The organism is Bacillus sp. JH7, assembly GCF_001563515.1.
In the GTDB taxonomy this organism is placed as follows: domain Bacteria; phylum Bacillota; class Bacilli; order Bacillales; family Bacillaceae_G; genus Bacillus_A; species Bacillus_A cereus.
The window spans coordinates 2,134,340-2,151,377 of the sequence record NZ_LPUS01000001.1 but is presented as its reverse complement, the minus strand read 5'-3'; the positions used below and the strand labels follow the sequence as shown (position 1 = coordinate 2,151,377).

Here is a 17,038-nt window from a genome sequence, read left to right as displayed (position 1 = left end):
AAAAAAGGAGAGAAAAAGATGGATCGTATTGATGTGTTATTAAAGACCTTTATTGCCACTTTCGGTGGCTTCTGTGGGTATTTCTTGGGAGGATGGGATGCAACATTGAAAATCTTAGTGACGATGGCAGTTATTGATTATTTAACTGGCATGATTGCAGCAGGGTATAACGGAGAATTAAAAAGTAAAGTTGGTTTCAAAGGCATCGCCAAAAAGGTGGTGCTTTTTCTTTTGGTTGGAGTGGCGACCCAGCTAGATGTGGCACTTGGAAGCAATAGTGCTATTCGAGAAGCAACAATTTTCTTCTTCATGGGTAATGAATTACTTTCACTTTTAGAAAATGCTGGCCGCATGGGTATTCCGTTGCCGCAAGCTTTAACAAATGCAGTTGAGATTTTGGGTGGTAAACAAAAACAAGAAGAGAAAAAGGGAGATGTTCAATAATGGAAATCAGAAAAAAATTAGTTGACCCAAGTAAATATGGTACAAAGTGTCCGTATACAATGAATCCAGAATTTATCACAGTTCATAATACGTATAATGATGCTACAGCAGAAAATGAAGTATCTTATATGATTCGCAATGATAACCAAGTCTCGTTTCATATTGCGGTAGATGATAAAGAAGCTGTACAAGGAATTCCTTTAGAACGTAACGCTTGGCATTGCGGTGATGGTGGTGGTAACGGAAATCGTAAATCTATTGGAGTTGAAATCTGTTACTCTTTAAATGGTGGAGATCAATATTATAAAGCAGAAGATAATGCAGCTATCGTTGTAGCTCGACTAATGAAACTGTACAATATTTCAATTAGTAAAGTTCGCACACACCAATCATGGAGTGGAAAGTATTGTCCTCATCGTATGTTGGCAGAAGGACGTTGGAATAGCTTTATTGAAAGAGTCCAAAATGCATATAACGGCGGAGGTAGTCCAGTAATGACAACTCCTATTCCACCTTCAAACGATAGTACAAAAGTTGCTTATATTAACGGCGATAACGTGAATTTACGAAAAGGACCTGGAACTGGATATGCAGTTATTCGTAAATTAGGTAAAGGAGAATGCTACCAAGTATGGGGTGAGTCAAATGGGTGGCTAAACTTAGGTGGCGATCAGTGGGTATATAATGATTCATCATATATTCGTTATACAGGAGAAAATGTACCAGCACCTTCTAAACCTTCAATTGATGGCATTGGTGTAGTGACTATTACAGCTGATGTATTACGCGTTCGTACTGGTCCAGGAACTAACTATGGTGTCGTAAAAAATGTGTACCAAAGTGAAAGATATCAGTCTTGGGGATATAGAGACGGTTGGTATAATGTTGGTGGAGACCAATGGGTTTCTGGTGAATATTTGAAGTTTGAAAAATAAAACATACTATGTAACAGCAAATGAAGCTTATGTGTATGTAAAGTAATTAAAAAGCTGAAAATAATTAGTCAGCTTTTTAATTACTATAATCTAGTATCTATCTAAAAATATTAATTTTCTGAATTTTCAATAAAAATGATTAGATTATACCAACTTAATGATAATGATTAAAGAGACTACTATAGAACCCGAACATTAATAGAAGAAAGACATATACAGGTATTATGAGTTTGAAAATTTTATAAACTCTAAAATCTTATAAAAAGAGGAGCATAAAACATGAGCGAACAATGTCCAATTAATGTACCATGTCAGGTAGCAGGGCAAACCCAAACACCATTAAGTGATGAGACTGCAACACCAATTGTTACTCCAGGAGCACCCATTGTAAAGATTCCAGTTGTATTAGCTGAAAGAACGCTTCAAATTGTTGTAGAGTCCGATATTTCATTAGAGCCTCCAGCAGTTGAAATTAAACGCATATTAAAAAACGTATTTTTAACACAATGTAAGTTAGTGCCTGTAGCATTTGTACCAGTACCAGGTACACCTTACCGACGAGTTACAAGAGCAAAATTATTTGTACAAGGCTATATTCGTAAAAATATTGAATATGCAAATAATGAGTGTAATGGAGTTCTATATGATCGTATTGCAAATGTTCCATTTTCTGGTTTTGCAGATCTGACAGAAGGTGATTTTCTATCATTAGCTGTAGTAGCTTCTTCTTCGGACACTACTTCTCATTTTATAAATCCTAAAAACGGTGATTTACCACGTCTAGACAAATATTTCTTTGAAAATGCAGTTTTTTATAACGAACAACCATATTGTGAATTAGTAAGTGCTCAATTTTTTGAATTAGACTTTTCACCTTGTTCTACAGAGCTAAACGAACCATTTGATACGCTTCGTGAAAAAATTGTACTAGATCTTACTTTAAAAGTTTTACAAGTACAACAAGTACAAGTAGCACTATAAAAATAAAAAGAAATTGTCTTTTTAACAAAGACAATTTCTTTTTATTTTTATACAACATATATAATGATGAAATGGTCACATATAAAAAACAAATTTTTTGAATTTCATCAGACGGGGGGATGGTGATGAAAAATCCATGGATTGGTAAGGGAATATGGGATGAAATTTACAAGTATAAAAACCTGAATATACAAGATAATTTACACGAAAAAAGAGGTGAAAAAGAAGAAGTACCACCTGAATTAAAGAAAGAAGGTCAAGCGTCTGGATCACAAATAGGGCCTTTAATACGCTCACTGGTGGTCAAAACTCCATTTTCTATTTTTTCAGAAGTAACTAGTTTTAAAATATTTCCAAAAATAAATGTAAAAAATCAAGAAGCATTTGTATTTAGGAATGAAAAAGGTGTAGAAGGGCGTGAATTAGATTGTAAGTTATTAAATACAGTGCAACAATATCATTCGGATAGTTATTGTAAATTAGTTTCTTTAAATCTTCATGAGAAGAGAGTTCATTTTGAATTATATAACAAAAAAAATAAAGGGAATAAAGAAGAGAATAAGGTAGAGGCATCTTCATGGATTCCTATTCACAGTATAATATTAGAGAGTGAAAATGGGGAAGACGTAAATAATTTTATTACAGCGAAACTACCAATAGAAATAGGAAGATATAAAGGTGAAATTAGTTTACGAGAAAAGGTTGTATTTAAAGAAAAAGTCATAGGAATAAAAGAGGTTGAACAGGAGATTATTTTGACAAAAAACGAATTTTTAATACCAAAGGTAAAAAAGAATGGGCAAAATACACTTACAGTTGAAAAAGGGAGCTTATTGGTAGAAGGGTATATATATCAATGTATTCAATACATATCAGAACAAAGTACACTTCATGATAATGAGCATCAGTTAATACAAAATATTGTATTGGAGTTAATCATTCAAGTAATACAAGAACAAGAAGTACAAGTGCGAATTAAATAAAAATAATTATATTCCCTCGATTAGCTGATTATTTTTATTCGTAGTGTATCGATGGGTATTCTTTTGTAAATCATTCAGTGCTGCAAACTAATTGTTAAATGGTTTATCCTTGATAAATTCAATTTTATATTGTTACTAAATAGTATGAATCTCCTCTGGTTTATGTTTTAAAAAAGTGCTAACAAGTTTGCAAACGAACTTGCTAACACTTATACAGAATAGACATAAATTATCGCCGATATGTCGTCTTTGAAAATAGCTTTAATCAGTTACATCATACTTATACGAAATGCTCATAAAAACAGTCTTAATATCAAGAATATAATCATCCAGATATTCCTTTACTTTTAAGACGGAAACGAGGCATGATATTGATTTCTACCTCAGAGTTTGCGTCAAATAATAAAAAAATACGGTTTGTAAAACTAAAAATACAACAAGCTACAACCGGTATGAAATGGATTAAAATATTTAGAAATTTAAAAGATGATTTTCAAATAGGGGGAGAGGTGGATTTAGACCATATTCTCCAATATCCGAAAGATTATATTGTAGGGGAAAATAAAAGGGTGTTATTTCCATACAATGAGAGAATTTATAAAGTTCAAGGTACTAAAATAGAACCGGGTATAAAAGTAAAGGAAAGAGAGTATTTATTTAAAGAATTTCAGCGTAAATTCTCTTATTTCACAATACTTCCAGAATGTAAAAAGGTAGCAACAAATAACAAAAATGAATTATTTCCTTTATTTGCACCAAAAGGATTAGAGACATTAACATTAGAGGTTTGGTCTGAAAATATAGTGCTGGAAATAGAACAAGCATTACTTGATAGTGAAATTATTTTGACTAAAGTTGGTGAAAATACTTATGTATTGAATACAGATTTTCCAGTGTTATTAAAGGTTGTGAGATACAATATTGAAAAGGTGTTACAAAATCCATATAAAATGCAATATTGCCAAAAATATAAAACAAATCTTGTAGATGATGTTACGAAAGCTGTCTATGCTACCGCGGGCGAGCGCAGTGATGCGACATTAGCATTAATCGCATTGAAAAATTGTGATGGACGAGAAAAAATTGATCCAAAACAAATCATTAGAGAGGGATTTGCACGAGCAAACCGTATTTCAACATTTATTAATTTATTTATAGGCCAAAGTGTATCGCGTAAAACAATTGTAAATAGTGTTTTTAGTTTATTAGAGCAAAAAGGATTTTTGAAGCGTAGTTGGAATAAGATAAATTTACCTTGTATATATGTTAATTTATCAATTGAACGAATATCGAAATTTGATTTCTTACCTATTCTTTCAAAAATAAAAGGAAAAGAAATTTTATATAAATTATATGGGAATACAGAATGGCAAACGATTGATTACGTATTATTAAATATAAATAAACATAATGCATTTTTACCACAACCATCAAAGAGAAATGATATGGGAGCTCTTTTTAAACAATATGTTTCCGAAACATTAATGGAAATTGTAAAATATGCAACAGAACAAAATGAACAAGTTTACTTCATTGTAGATGCAAATTTGAGAAGGTATTGGATAAAAAAGTTACAAAATAAAGAAATTAATACAGATATTTTACCTGATATTGTTCCAGAGGTGTTAAAGGTTCCAAATTTAAATATTATTAGAATAAATACAGGTTTTGATGTACCAAGTTACGGTGTAATAGAATGTGATGATGCTCTAGATAGCATTGGCTTATATGCAGATCAAAAAGGGATGTATTATAGCACTGGTGAATATTCACTTAATTGTAGTGGGATTTTTCAGCGATATATACTTGAAATTCTACCATTAGGTGTAAAACCTGTAGAAAGGGATTATATCGCTAAAATGATACATTACATGTGCTGTAATTCTAGTATGCTTTCGAAAAAGAATGTACACATGACATATTCCATGCATATGGAAAAGGTAATAAAGAGTTATATTACTGACATAGATGCAAGAGAGTTTAAAGAATTTGATGATGAATTGGATGTAGATGTAGTAAAAGTAGAAAAGAAAGATTCAATTATTCTACTTTAAATACTAGTAAACAAATCCTGCTCGTTATATCGATCAGGATTTGTCATTTTTTCATGTAAATAAGGATATCCTTTGTCAAGTATCTTTTCGTTTACATATTTACTTTATGTGCAGACAGGATTAATATGTTTTTTAGAAATACAAAAACTATTTCATATGGAAAAACGATTTTTATTAATTGAAAAAATTTGAAAGGAATGGGGAATTGTGAAGAAATTAGATGTGCTCTTAATGCTACTGAGCGGCCTCTTTCCAATTGCAGGACTTACAAAGCAAATCCCTCTAGAACAATCTATATATATTGGAGGGCTTTTATTTTTTACTAGTTTCGGTAGTTATTTTGCTAAAAAGATGTATTCACGTATATGCAGTTGGATAGCGTATGCGCCATTTATAACATTACTGTTAGTTATTTGGCATCAAGATATTTCAACAAGCTCAATCATAGCAAATGCGAAAATTGCTGCATGTGTCGCGTTAATTCCATGTTTATTCCGTTTTCGTACATATGGACTTACTTTGGGCTTATTCTCATTATGGGCCGCTTTACTATGGGATATAAAAGAAGTACAGTCGTTAGTCATACTTGAACGCATAACGAGTTTAATGACAAGCCATTATGTATATATATTACTATTAATTGGAGGACTTGTAATAGGAGGATTACTTGCGATGTTCATTCACCGCAAAGAGAAAGATAATAATAAAGAAAATATAAATCTACTTGGACCAAAAAAGAAACGCAAAAGATTATCATTTAAGATTCGTCTTCCAAGATTACCGAAATTAAAGATGAAACTATTTAAGTTTGGTGGGAAAGAATCTAAAAGTAAAATGCCAGAAAAAATCCATGAATATAAGTACGAAGAACCAGTTGCAACATATGAAATGACAGAGAAAATAGATCCATACAAAGAAAATGCAGTTCAAGGTCAAACAAGGATGGAACGCCGAAGAAATAGGTATAATGCATAATGAAGTTTAATAACCCCGTAATGACTTATCTTAATATTGATAAATCATTACGGTTTTTTTATGTAATGAAATGAAGGTTGCTATTGCGGAGGGGAATAGCATATTTTATAGATAGGAACTAAAATAAGGGGAGGATAAAATGCTTATCATTACATATATATCTGCTTGCATATTATTCTTAGTTAGCTTTTTACATGTATATTGGGCTTTCGGAGGTAATTGGGGGACAAATAGTGTTATTCCAACTAAATCAGGGGAAAAGGCGTTTACACCTCGCGCCGGAATGACATTGTTCATTGCATTATTATTAAGTATGGCAGCAATAATTTTGTTGTAACAAGCAAATATTGTTCATTTTGCAGTTCCTAATGTTATTATTCAAGTCGGTTCCTGGATTTGTATGATTGTCTTTTCTATTAGAGTGATTGGTGAGTTTAACTATTTTGGTATCTTTAAACGACAAAAAGATACGCACTTTGCAAGAATGGATACCGGTTTATATATTCCACTTTGTGCATTTTTATCTTTATCTTTCTTATTAGCGATAATTTTGTGAGTGAATAATAGTAGTTTCTTTTCTCAACATATATGTAAACGTGAGAAATCTAAGAGTAAATAAAAAGGATGTAAGCGCCTTCTTGTCGAAATGTAAATTATTATGAAAGGCGGTGACACTATGAAGTATGTAAAAGTTAGTATGAATGGTGGAAGTGAACATAAATTCTCAATGACTTTAGATCGGTTTAAAGAACTTATTACTACAGAGAATGGGATATTAGAAAATAAATTAGTATGTATTGAAAATGTAATGATTAATCCTACTAATATATCTTCTGTAGTTGAAAAAATTGGTGTACCGGCTAAGTTTATGGAAGCTTAAAATGTTAGATAAAAAACATCCATTAGGGATGTTTTTTAATTTATAAATATGATAATCGTACAGTAAATATTTGAGTAGATTTTATAGCAATGACTATGCATATATTAAGTACCTGAACATGGTTCTTAATACATGCACGAAATAATAAGTACAAGCATATATTATATAGTAGGACAAGATCTTCGTGTCCTACTTAATACTCAGAAAAAACCTCTAATCACATAAGAGCATCCAATTGCAGGGTGCTCTTATTTTTTATGAAAATCTACTACGAGTCTTATTTTATAGTAGGATGCAATAATAAAGGGCTATTTTGAAATAGTGTTCTTTAGCCTTTAATGTTAAATTTATCTTTAACGTTAATAAATATTAAAAATAATATGATAGCAGAAATTAAGTTAGATAAGTAGAAATTTTGATGAAACAGTAGTTCGAAGATGACATAGAAAGTAACGAATAAGGCAATAGCAGGTAGTATGCAAATAAATATAAATCTCCAATTTTTTAAGTAATGTTTATAATTAGTAAGTACTTTCTCCATAAATATAGCTCCTATATTTTTGTTTTTATATAATTATACATTTAGATACAAAGATTTTCAAAGTAAAATATTTAGCAATTCAAAAATATAAGGAGAGCTTTTGTTGAAAATCCAGATTGCTGTAGCAATCTGGATTTGACTTTAAAGAACTATACTAAAATGATACACTATAATCTACGTTATTTTTGAAATGAATAGAGGGATTTGTGTGATAGATAAAATTAAAAATGCTGTAGAGGATATGTACGAAGATGAGGCTAAAGATTTACTTCAAAGTATTCTCATACAGTTAAACTTATTAGAAGAAAACTACAGTGAAGATACAATTAAAAATTTGATGGATATTCCGAAACAATTAACGAGTAATCCTACTTATAAAAGGAATGTAAAAGAAAGTGCGCACGTACATATTGCTTTTGATGATTCAACGGCTGGTTGCTTAAAATATATGTTAAGTCAAGAAGAATTATTTGAAGAGAGTGTTGTTGCTTTTTCGGAATTCTTTTCAATTGGACCGATATATAGGTTGCATACGAATGAGGGGCAACTAGCAAGACAGAAGTGGTTAATAAATAACTTAACTGCTTATGATAGTTATTTTGAAGAAGAATATTTATCAAGATTTATAGCAACTATAGAAGAACTACATACTATTCCTGTTGAAACGCCTATTACAATTTGGAAGGCTGATAATGCACATGAACATGTAGGCCTAAGTTTTGTAATGGCACAATTAAAGGATAAGAAAAATATTCGAGTTATTAATACGTCTGAAGCAAGTAGAGAAATATTAAAACAAGAGTATGATATTCGTGGAACGGGAGAATTACCACCTGAAAGTTTAGCTCTATTCCAAAAAAGTTTTATAAAGCTACCTTATTTAACTGAAGAGAAGCGCATGAAGTTTGAAAATGAGTGGGATAGATTATCGGAAAGCATAGAATGTTTAAGAGTTTGGAAAGAAAATGAAGTGCATTCTGTACAGGAAGATTATTTTGATCAATTTATAATTGAATGCGCGAAAAGTGTGGGTGCTGATCGAGAGTTCCTTAAAGCTCCTAGAGTAATTGGTGAAGCACTTGGTCTTGTTGAACAGTTAGTTGGAGATACTTTCTTAGAATATCGCTTGAAACAATTAATTAAACAAGAAGTATTTGAATTTGAAGGTTCGTTAGATGAAATGCGTTTTTATAGTGTGAAGTTAAGGAAATAATAAACATATTCTATTTTTGAAAGGCTCGTATTTTTAATAATACGAGCTTTTTAAGTTGAATTTGGGCTATACATAAGCTTCCCAGAGAGGGCATATCACATATGAATGGTAAAGGTAATGAATGAAAAGAAGGTGATTTGTTAATATGTATAACCAACAAAATTATCCATATGATCAAGCGATGTATTATAATCCACATGACTACGGGTATGAACCTACAAATGAAGTGAGAGATATTGAACAAGAAGATTACAGACCAGATGATGCAGAAGATGCTCCAACGTCACCACCTCCGTCACAAGCGCCGTCGTTACCGTCTACATTTGCTTCTCCAGCACAACCAGGTAATATGAAATCATGGATGTGTAACTGTCTAGGAAGATGGGGCTATTTACGCTTACATCGTCCTGGTCCTTTCGGAAGAGATTTATGGTTCTTCCCGACTGAAGTGAGAAGAAATGGAGTGTCAGGTTACACGTGGCAAGGTGGTCGTCGTCGTAAAGTAAGTTATCGCTATCAACAAATTAGTAATTTTATGTGCTTCGCATAAAGAGAAGTGGGAGAGTGAAACGATTTTACTCTCTCACTTTTTTATTTTTCAATATACGAAGTAAGATTTTGATTAAAAATTTACAATTTTCACGTTTTTATTAGAGTATAATGCATATGTTGGGTTGATTTTCAAAAACAAATGAGAGTGAGGGAATACAATGTCAATGAAAAACAAAGTTGGGTTAAGCATAGAGGATGGCATTAATTTAGCTTCAGCTCAGTTTAAAGAAGATGCGTATGAAATTTATAAAGAATCGCGAAAAAAACAACCTATATTATTTGTAAACCAAGTTGAAATCGGTAAAGAATGGCTCATTACTAGATATGAAGATGCTCTGCCACTTTTAAAAGATAATCGTTTAAAAAAAGATTGGACAAATGTGTTTTCTCAAGATATAAAGAACATGTATCTTTCCGTTGATAATAGTGACCACTTAACAACACATATGCTAAATTCAGATCCACCTAACCACAGTCGTTTACGATCTTTAGTTCAAAAAGCTTTTACACCGAAGATGATTGCACAATTAGACAAAAGAATTGAGAGAATAGCAGATGAGTTGATAAGTGATATAGAGCGAAAAGGTACATTAAATCTTGTGGATGATTATTCATTTCCATTACCGATTATTGTAATAAGTGAGATGCTCGGTATTCCAAAAGAAGATCAAGCGAAATTTAGAATTTGGTCTCATGCTGTTATTGCATCACCAGAAACACCTGAAGAAATAAAAGAGACCGAAAAACAACTATCTGAGTTTATTACATATCTTCAATATTTAGTTGATATTAAACGAAAAGAGCCAAAAGAAGACTTAGTGAGTGCTTTAATACTTGCAGAGAGTGAAGGGCATAAACTTAGCGCTCGGGAACTATATTCAATGATAATGCTATTAATTGTAGCAGGACACGAGACGACAGTGAATTTAATTACAAATACGGTATTAGCACTTCTTGAAAATCCAAATCAATTACAGTTATTAAAAGATAATCCAAAACTAATTGATTCGGCTATTGAGGAAGGATTGCGTTATTATTCTCCAGTTGAGGTTACAACTGCAAGATGGGCAGCGGAACCTTTTCAAATTCACGACCGAACAATCGAAAAAGGAGATATGGTTGTCATTGCCTTAGCTTCTGCAAATCGTGATGAAACTGTATTTGAAAACCCAGAAGTATTCGATATTACTCGGGAAAATAATCGTCATATTGCCTTTGGTCATGGTAGCCATTTCTGTTTAGGCGCTCCACTTGCGAGGTTAGAAGCAAAGATTGCTATTACTACTTTGTTTAATCGAATGCCTGAACTACAAATAAAAGGGAATCGTGAAGAAATTAAATGGCAAGGTAACTATTTAATGCGTTCTTTAGAGGAATTGCCTTTAACTTTCTAGAATAGTTAAAAGGAGACATGCATACATCGAAAATGATTTACATAGAGTATGTATGTGTTATTTAAATTCGAAACGGAAGGGTGAAAACATCCCAATGATCAACTAATTCTATTTGTAAGAGATCTTCGTTAAAAAACGAAATATTCTTCTGAATAGGGTTAGTCTGTACATTTATAGAAAAGGGATGTATTTCGCTCTGCGAATATATAGTCTTTTTATATGATTTGTGCTGCCTCCTGTTCAGAACATGAAATAGGAGGCTTTTTTATGTCGACAAATGTAGTAACGAAACAAAACAATGGGGTATCACAAGTATTAAAAAATCGGTTTGTTCAAGGGATTTTAGCATCAGCATTATTTTTACAAATAGGAATATGGGTTCGAAACTTTGCGGTATTACTATATGTAATGGAAATGACAAAAGGTGATGCTTTTGCTATTTCGATGATTTCAGTTGCTGAATTCGCTCCAATTTTTATTTTTTCATTTATTGGCGGTACTTTTGCTGATAGGTGGAAGCCAAAGAAGACAATGATATGGTGTGAAACGTTAAGTTCCATTTCAGTATTCGCTGTATTAATTACGCTTATGTTTGGAACGTGGAAAATTGTGTTTTTTGTGACACTCATCTCTGCAATCCTTTCACAGTTTTCACAACCATCTGGAATGAAGTTGTTTAAACAACATTTATCAACGGAACAAATTCAATTAGCAATGTCTATATATCAAACGATATTTGCAATATTTATGGTATTAGGACCAATACTAGGGACATTTATCTTTCATAGTTTTGGAATTTATATTTCAATCATCATAACAGGTATTTCGTTTTTACTTGCGGCAGTTGTATTGTTATTCCTTCCGAAAGATCTTGAAAACGACGTAGAAAAGAAGGATATCACTCTGTTGCAGGAGATGAAGGATGGTATTAAGTATGTCAAAAAGAAAAAAGCATTAACTTTGCTAGGGCTTTGTTTTATGGCTGCAGGACTAGGTATAGGATTAATTCAGCCATTAGGTATATTTATTGTGACTGAGCAGTTAGGATTATCAAAAGAGAGTTTACAGTGGCTACTAACAGTAAATGGTGCGGGAATGATTGTTGGCGGAGCATTAGCAATGGTATTTGCGAAAAACGTTGCTCCGCAAAAGATGTTAATTATCGGTATGCTTGGTCAAGCAATTGGTATTGGCATTATAGGATATTCTACAAATTTATGGGTGACACTTACAGCGCAGCTTTTTAGTGGTTTAGCTCTTCCTTGTATCCAAATTGGTATTAATACGCTTATTATTCAAAATAGCGATACCGATTTTATAGGTCGTGTAAATGGTATTTTAAGTCCGCTTTTTACCGGTTCAATGGTAGTAACGATGAGTATAGCTGGCTCATTAAAAGAGATGTTTTCATTAAGTATGATGTATGAAGGGACGGCTTTACTTTTTATAATTGGATTATTGTTTATTTTACCTATATACAATTTAAAGCCAGTAATAGCGGTAGAAAGTGAAATAAGTGGTAAAGGAAGTGCTATACAAAATGAATCCTAATCCAAATGTTAAATACCCTATTGAAGGCAATCAAAACGTTCAATTTATAAAAAATATAATAACAAAACCTAATATACTTGTTGGTGACTATTCTTATTATGATGCGAAAGATGGAGAAACATTTGAAGATCGAGTATTACATCATTATGAATTTCTTGGAGATCGCCTTACTATTGGAAAGTTTTGTTGTATTGCATCTGGAGTTAACTTTATTATGAACGGAGCCAATCATCGGATGGATGGATTTTCGGCATATCCATTTAATATATTTGGAAATGGGTGGGAGAAGTATACACCTAGTTTGTCTGATTTACCTTATAAAGGTGATACAGTTATAGGAAATGACGTTTGGATTGGTATGGATACAACAATTATGCCCGGAATAAAAATAGGGGATGGTGCAATCATTGCAGCTAAATCTGTTGTGACTAGAGACGTCGCACCATATACAATTGTTGGTGGAAACCCTGCAAATAAAATAAAAGAGAGATTTTCAAATGAAATAATTCAAGAATTATTGCAAATTCAATGGTGGCATTTTGATATTGAAAAAATAACTGGAAATATTGATGCTATTGTACGCGGAGATATTGAACCATTAAGAAAGCTAAAAAGGGAATGAAAAATGGATGACAAATAGTATCATACCTCCGAATTTTGTTAATGATAATAGAACAAGGAGGTGTGATACTATGGCACAAGACGTTTTATGTGAAGTAAACAACTGTAAATTTTGGGCGAACGGTAATAAATGTAGTGCAGAGGCAATTTACGTAGTAAGTCATAAAGGTAAACATGCATCTACAACGGAAGAAACAGATTGCAAAACATTTGATCCAGAAGTGTAAATTCTTTAAGGGTAGCCAAATCGTGGTTGCCCTTTTATTAATGATAGTATTGATAATAAATATCATTTTCATTCATTAATTTTAGCTTTTTTTGTTATTTTTTCATATTTTCTTCATAAGTGATGTAATCCAACTCAATTCATGTTCAATTCGTGATTTACTAAATTCAATGACTTCAGTAATAAAGGCTGAGGTAACCTCTAGAGACTGAATAGCGGTAAGTTGACTATGTAGTACGTTTTGACGTACAGTCAAAATCTCTTTTCTAGCTTCATATTCAAGTTTTTCAAATAGCGCGATACGAACAAGAAATTCTGCATTATTTGTCGCAAGTTTTTCGGGAAACTCTCGTAACATTTCAGAAAAAATTTCTTCTCCTGTTTCTGTTATATCGTACATATTTCGGTTTGGTTTTCCAACTTGTTTATGTATTTTTTTCGTTATAGCACCCATATTTTCAAAGCGCCGAAGGGCAGGGTAAAGCATGTTGTGATTTAATTCAAAATTCTCACCTAAACGATTTTGAACATTTTTTTTGATTTCATATCCATGTTTTGGTCCGGTCGTTAATTCTGCTAGTAGTAAAATATCAACGTACATAAAAATCCCCCTTATATATTTCTCAAGTTCTTTAATGAAAAATCCCCTTTAGTATATGTTAAAATAACATATGATAGTTTATACAACTTTGAACTGCCGACCTATCACTTTTATTGTAAAAGAAAAGGGAGGAAAGAACTATGGCTTCACCTGAAAATGTTATTTTAGTTCATGAAATTTCAAAGCTGAAAACAAAAGAAGAATTATGGAATCCATATGAATGGTATCGTTTGATGAGGGATAATCACCCAGTTCATTATGATGAAGAGCAGGATGTATGGAATGTTTTTTTATATGATGATGTAAATCGTGTTTTATCAGATTATCGCTTATTTTCAAGTAGAAGGGAGCGCAGACAATTCTCAATCCCTCCTTTAGAAACTAGAATAAATATAAACTCTACAGATCCACCAGAACATCGCAATGTACGTTCCATTGTTTCTAAGGCATTTACTCCAAGAAGTTTAGAACAGTGGAAACCTCGAATACAGGCTATCGCAGATGAACTTGTACAACATATCGAAAAATGTAGTGAAGTTAATATCGTTGAACAGTTTGCTGCACCTTTACCTGTTACCGTTATTTCTGATTTATTAGGAGTCCCAACAACAGATCGTAAAAAAATTAAAGAATGGTCTGATATTTTATTTATGCCGTATAGTAAAGAAAAGTTTAATGATCTGGATGCTGAGAAAGGGATAGCATTAAATGAATTCAAAGCATACCTTCTACCGATTGTTCAGGAAAAGAGATATCATTTAACCAATGATATCATTTCTGATTTAATTCGAGCTGAATATGAAGGCGAAAGATTAACCGATGAAGAAATTGTAACCTTTTCATTAGGTTTACTAGCAGCTGGGAATGAAACCACTACAAATTTAATTATTAATAGCTTTTATTGCTTTTTAGTAGATTCACCTGGAATTTATGAAGAGTTAAGAAAAGAACCTAACTTAATTTCAAAAGCGATTGAGGAAGTATTACGCTATCGCTTTCCTGTTACATTAGCCCGGAGGATTACAGAGGATACAAATATATTTGGTTCTTTAATGAAAAAGGATCAGATGATTGTTGCGTGGGTTAGTGCAGCGAATTTAGACGAGAAAAAATTTTCACAAGCCTCTCAATTTAATGTACATCGAACAGGAAATGAAAAGCATTTAACCTTTGGGAAAGGTCCTCACTTTTGCTTAGGAGCACCACTTGCACGTTTAGAGGCTGAGATTGCATTAACTACCTTTATAAATGCTTTTGAAAAAATAGAGCTATCTCCATCTTTCTGTTTAGAAAAATGTATATTGGAAAATGAACAAACATTAAAATACTTACCTATTCGATTGAAAGCTAAATAAAAATCTTAACAAGGTGCATACATTTGCATCTTGTTTTTTGTTTCTCAATTGTGAGTTTTCGGTAATCACCTTAATATGGAATTGTATAAAACGTAGAGGAGGATTCTTATGTTGACTTGTAATGGAAGTAAATCATTTCAAAAGTTTATTAAAGGTGTTACAGATCTTATGGAAAACGGTTTATTTGAAGAAGAAATAGTGTGTGGCATTGAAAAGTTACTAGAAGAACTTTTAGAAAAGAAAACATGGCTTCCGTTAGATAAACAGAAGGCCAATTTGACTCAATATGCACGACATTTATTGTATGAAGATCCGCTCAAACGTTTTGAAGTACTAGCTCTCGTATGGAAAGATGGACAATCTACACCTTTACATGATCATGACGGCACATGGGGAGTAGAAGGCGTTTTTTCAGGAAGGATTATGGTGCAGAACTTTATACAAACGAAACAACTTGGAAATTCACTTGTTTATTTAACACATACAGGAAATCTTTATTTGGGAGAAGGAGAAACAGATAAAGTAATTCCACCAGCGGATTGTCATATTCTTGAAATTAGCAAAAATGAAAGCGTTATTACGATTCATGTCTATGGAAAACGGTTAGAAAAGTTTAAAGTATATATACCAACTGAAGAAAAAAATGTGTACATGTGTGAGACAAAATACATTAGTTATAATTCATAGTTTAAAATCCAAAGCTTTTTTAAAAAGAAAAGCTTTGGATTTTATTTTTAATTATTTCTTGACCTGAAACGCTTTTCATAAATTATAAATAAGAAGTACCTCACGAGGATTGTATGAAAACGATACCTAATAATTAATTAGAACTCGTGTATTTATAGAAAGTGGTGAAGAAATAATGAAATTAATCGCAATTGATTTAGATGGAACTCTTCTTTCGGGGAATAAAATGATAAGTAAAGAAAATGCAGAAGCAATTCGAACATGTCAAGAAGCTGGCCATGTTGTAGCAATTTGTACAGGACGTTCAATTGTTGACATTGAGCGATTATTGTTAGAAGTTGATTTAGAGTGTCCAATCATTGCGGAAAATGGTGCTCTTATATATAAAGATAAAAAAATGATGAAGAGATATCCAATTCAAAATATGCAGGCACTTGAAATTGTAGAATATCTTGAAGAGAATGGTTTATATTATCAGCTCTATACTGATAAAGGTGTGTATGTGCCGGATTATGGAGTAGAGAGTGTACGTAATGAAATTGAGCATGTGAAGAATTCAAAAGAAAATTTCGACTTGAAAGAGTTAGAAACAATCGCAGCATTATATCTTGAGCATACAGCGTTTCATAGTGCGGAAAGTTGTAAACCAATTGTAGAAACAGATATACATGTGCATAAACTATTACCATTTTCTTATGAAATTGAGAAATTAAAAAAACTCAAAGAAACATTTCTTCATAATACAGATTTAGCAATTACATCTTCATATTGGCACAATTTAGAGATTAATCATCGAGATGCTCAAAAAGGGAATGGATTATATACTTTAGCAGAACATCTTAATATTCCAGTTGAAAACACTGTAGCGATAGGTGATGGGCTAAACGATGTTTCTATGATGGAAAAAGCGAACATATCAATTGCAATGGGGAATGCAGTAGAAGAAATAAAAGCAATGTGTAAATACGAAACGTTATCAAATGAAGAACATGGTGTGGCACATGCTTTATATAAATATGTAATGTAATTAAAAAAGAAAAAAGAA

18 protein-coding genes and 1 pseudogene are annotated in these 17,038 nt (G+C 32.1%); 17 read left to right on the top strand and 2 right to left on the bottom strand.

What is annotated here, in order from left to right; translation table 11 throughout:
- Positions 1–18 precede the first annotated feature (18 nt).
- The 8 genes and pseudogenes from AU379_RS10895 to AU379_RS10860 all read left to right on the top strand — a co-directional run bounded on the left by AU379_RS10895 (position 19) and on the right by AU379_RS10860 (position 7,252).
- Positions 19–444, top strand: a complete 426-nt coding sequence (locus AU379_RS10895; RefSeq protein ID WP_061139235.1) for a phage holin family protein — start codon at positions 19–21, stop codon at positions 442–444.
- Positions 444–1,379 carry an N-acetylmuramoyl-L-alanine amidase gene (locus tag AU379_RS10890; protein WP_061139234.1) on the top strand — a complete coding sequence of 312 codons (936 nt, stop codon included), beginning with the start codon at positions 444–446 and terminating at the stop codon, positions 1,377–1,379. Before AU379_RS10895 ends, AU379_RS10890 begins: the two co-directional genes overlap by 1 nt.
- A gap of 279 nt (positions 1,380–1,658) precedes the next feature.
- The gene (locus AU379_RS10885; protein WP_061139233.1) at positions 1,659–2,360 is read left to right on the top strand and encodes a CsxC family protein; all 702 of its coding nucleotides are present in this window, start codon (positions 1,659–1,661) and stop codon (positions 2,358–2,360) included.
- A 125-nt stretch (positions 2,361–2,485) separates the two neighbouring features.
- Positions 2,486–3,343: a BC_2427 family protein gene (locus AU379_RS10880; protein ID WP_061139232.1), complete on the top strand. Its 858-nt coding sequence runs from the start codon at positions 2,486–2,488 to the stop codon at positions 3,341–3,343.
- Positions 3,344–3,714: 371 nt separating this feature from the next.
- Positions 3,715–5,397 carry an RNaseH domain-containing protein gene (locus AU379_RS10875; RefSeq protein WP_061139231.1) on the top strand — a complete coding sequence of 561 codons (1,683 nt, stop codon included), beginning with the start codon at positions 3,715–3,717 and terminating at the stop codon, positions 5,395–5,397.
- Between the two features lie 207 nt (positions 5,398–5,604).
- Positions 5,605–6,372: a DUF3959 family protein gene (locus AU379_RS10870; RefSeq protein ID WP_000732183.1), complete on the top strand. Its 768-nt coding sequence runs from the start codon at positions 5,605–5,607 to the stop codon at positions 6,370–6,372.
- 139 nt (positions 6,373–6,511) lie between these two features.
- Positions 6,512–6,928: pseudogene (locus AU379_RS10865) on the top strand (DUF3995 domain-containing protein).
- A 120-nt stretch (positions 6,929–7,048) separates the two neighbouring features.
- Complete coding sequence (locus tag AU379_RS10860) at positions 7,049–7,252, top strand: hypothetical protein (protein ID WP_000878372.1); 204 nt, start codon at positions 7,049–7,051, stop codon at positions 7,250–7,252.
- 328 nt (positions 7,253–7,580) lie between these two features.
- Here the strand turns inward: AU379_RS10860 and AU379_RS10855 are convergent, their stop codons facing one another.
- Positions 7,581–7,793, bottom strand: a complete 213-nt coding sequence (locus AU379_RS10855; RefSeq protein ID WP_000416828.1) for a hypothetical protein — start codon at positions 7,791–7,793, stop codon at positions 7,581–7,583.
- A 208-nt stretch (positions 7,794–8,001) separates the two neighbouring features.
- On the opposite strand from AU379_RS10855, the gene AU379_RS10850 reads away from it, so the two are divergent.
- From AU379_RS10850 to AU379_RS10825, 6 genes are all read left to right on the top strand, one after another.
- Positions 8,002–9,006: a DUF1835 domain-containing protein gene (locus AU379_RS10850; protein WP_000565683.1), complete on the top strand. Its 1,005-nt coding sequence runs from the start codon at positions 8,002–8,004 to the stop codon at positions 9,004–9,006.
- 145 nt (positions 9,007–9,151) lie between these two features.
- On the top strand, positions 9,152–9,556 hold the full coding sequence (locus AU379_RS10845; protein ID WP_000282680.1) for a hypothetical protein: 405 nt from the start codon (positions 9,152–9,154) through the stop codon (positions 9,554–9,556).
- A 160-nt stretch (positions 9,557–9,716) separates the two neighbouring features.
- Positions 9,717–10,952 (top strand): cytochrome P450, encoded by a 1,236-nt coding sequence (locus AU379_RS10840; protein ID WP_000062129.1) that lies wholly within the window; start codon positions 9,717–9,719, stop codon positions 10,950–10,952.
- Between the two features lie 267 nt (positions 10,953–11,219).
- Positions 11,220–12,503 (top strand): MFS transporter, encoded by a 1,284-nt coding sequence (locus AU379_RS10835; RefSeq protein WP_000106395.1) that lies wholly within the window; start codon positions 11,220–11,222, stop codon positions 12,501–12,503.
- Positions 12,493–13,125, top strand: coding sequence for a Vat family streptogramin A O-acetyltransferase (locus AU379_RS10830; RefSeq protein ID WP_001069249.1), 633 nt, complete (start codon positions 12,493–12,495; stop codon positions 13,123–13,125). The genes AU379_RS10835 and AU379_RS10830 overlap by 11 nt, the downstream gene beginning before the upstream one ends.
- Before the next feature lie 70 nt (positions 13,126–13,195).
- Positions 13,196–13,351 (top strand): DUF1540 domain-containing protein, encoded by a 156-nt coding sequence (locus AU379_RS10825; protein ID WP_000046095.1) that lies wholly within the window; start codon positions 13,196–13,198, stop codon positions 13,349–13,351.
- Between the two features lie 102 nt (positions 13,352–13,453).
- Here the strand turns inward: AU379_RS10825 and AU379_RS10820 are convergent, their stop codons facing one another.
- Positions 13,454–13,951 (bottom strand): PadR family transcriptional regulator, encoded by a 498-nt coding sequence (locus tag AU379_RS10820; protein WP_000289122.1) that lies wholly within the window; start codon positions 13,949–13,951, stop codon positions 13,454–13,456.
- Positions 13,952–14,091: 140 nt separating this feature from the next.
- Here AU379_RS10820 and AU379_RS10815 point away from each other — a divergent pair, with 140 nt between their 5' ends.
- The 3 genes from AU379_RS10815 (at position 14,092) to AU379_RS10805 (ending at position 17,020) form a co-directional block, all read left to right on the top strand.
- Positions 14,092–15,306, top strand: a complete 1,215-nt coding sequence (locus AU379_RS10815; protein ID WP_061139230.1) for a cytochrome P450 — start codon at positions 14,092–14,094, stop codon at positions 15,304–15,306.
- Between the two features lie 108 nt (positions 15,307–15,414).
- Complete coding sequence (locus AU379_RS10810) at positions 15,415–15,993, top strand: cysteine dioxygenase family protein (protein ID WP_000954437.1); 579 nt, start codon at positions 15,415–15,417, stop codon at positions 15,991–15,993.
- 175 nt (positions 15,994–16,168) lie between these two features.
- Positions 16,169–17,020 (top strand): Cof-type HAD-IIB family hydrolase, encoded by an 852-nt coding sequence (locus AU379_RS10805; RefSeq protein WP_000766385.1) that lies wholly within the window; start codon positions 16,169–16,171, stop codon positions 17,018–17,020.
- The last annotated feature ends 18 nt before the right edge of the window (positions 17,021–17,038 follow it).

Excerpts from the sequence above, each read along its gene's own strand:
- AU379_RS10895 (WP_061139235.1), top strand. The coding sequence starts at position 19 with ATGGATCGTATTGATGTGTTATTAAAGACCTTTATTGCCACTTTCGGT.
- AU379_RS10890 (WP_061139234.1), top strand. The coding sequence starts at position 444 with ATGGAAATCAGAAAAAAATTAGTTGACCCAAGTAAATATGGTACAAAG.
- AU379_RS10885 (WP_061139233.1), top strand. The coding sequence starts at position 1,659 with ATGAGCGAACAATGTCCAATTAATGTACCATGTCAGGTAGCAGGGCAA.
- AU379_RS10880 (WP_061139232.1), top strand. The coding sequence starts at position 2,486 with ATGAAAAATCCATGGATTGGTAAGGGAATATGGGATGAAATTTACAAG.
- AU379_RS10860 (WP_000878372.1), top strand. The coding sequence starts at position 7,049 with ATGAAGTATGTAAAAGTTAGTATGAATGGTGGAAGTGAACATAAATTC.
- AU379_RS10855 (WP_000416828.1), bottom strand. The coding sequence starts at position 7,793 with ATGGAGAAAGTACTTACTAATTATAAACATTACTTAAAAAATTGGAGA.
- AU379_RS10845 (WP_000282680.1), top strand. The coding sequence starts at position 9,152 with ATGTATAACCAACAAAATTATCCATATGATCAAGCGATGTATTATAAT.
- AU379_RS10840 (WP_000062129.1), top strand. The coding sequence starts at position 9,717 with ATGTCAATGAAAAACAAAGTTGGGTTAAGCATAGAGGATGGCATTAAT.
- AU379_RS10835 (WP_000106395.1), top strand. The coding sequence starts at position 11,220 with ATGTCGACAAATGTAGTAACGAAACAAAACAATGGGGTATCACAAGTA.
- AU379_RS10830 (WP_001069249.1), top strand. The coding sequence starts at position 12,493 with ATGAATCCTAATCCAAATGTTAAATACCCTATTGAAGGCAATCAAAAC.
- AU379_RS10825 (WP_000046095.1), top strand. The coding sequence starts at position 13,196 with ATGGCACAAGACGTTTTATGTGAAGTAAACAACTGTAAATTTTGGGCG.
- AU379_RS10820 (WP_000289122.1), bottom strand. The coding sequence starts at position 13,951 with ATGTACGTTGATATTTTACTACTAGCAGAATTAACGACCGGACCAAAA.
- AU379_RS10815 (WP_061139230.1), top strand. The coding sequence starts at position 14,092 with ATGGCTTCACCTGAAAATGTTATTTTAGTTCATGAAATTTCAAAGCTG.
- AU379_RS10810 (WP_000954437.1), top strand. The coding sequence starts at position 15,415 with ATGTTGACTTGTAATGGAAGTAAATCATTTCAAAAGTTTATTAAAGGT.
- AU379_RS10805 (WP_000766385.1), top strand. The coding sequence starts at position 16,169 with ATGAAATTAATCGCAATTGATTTAGATGGAACTCTTCTTTCGGGGAAT.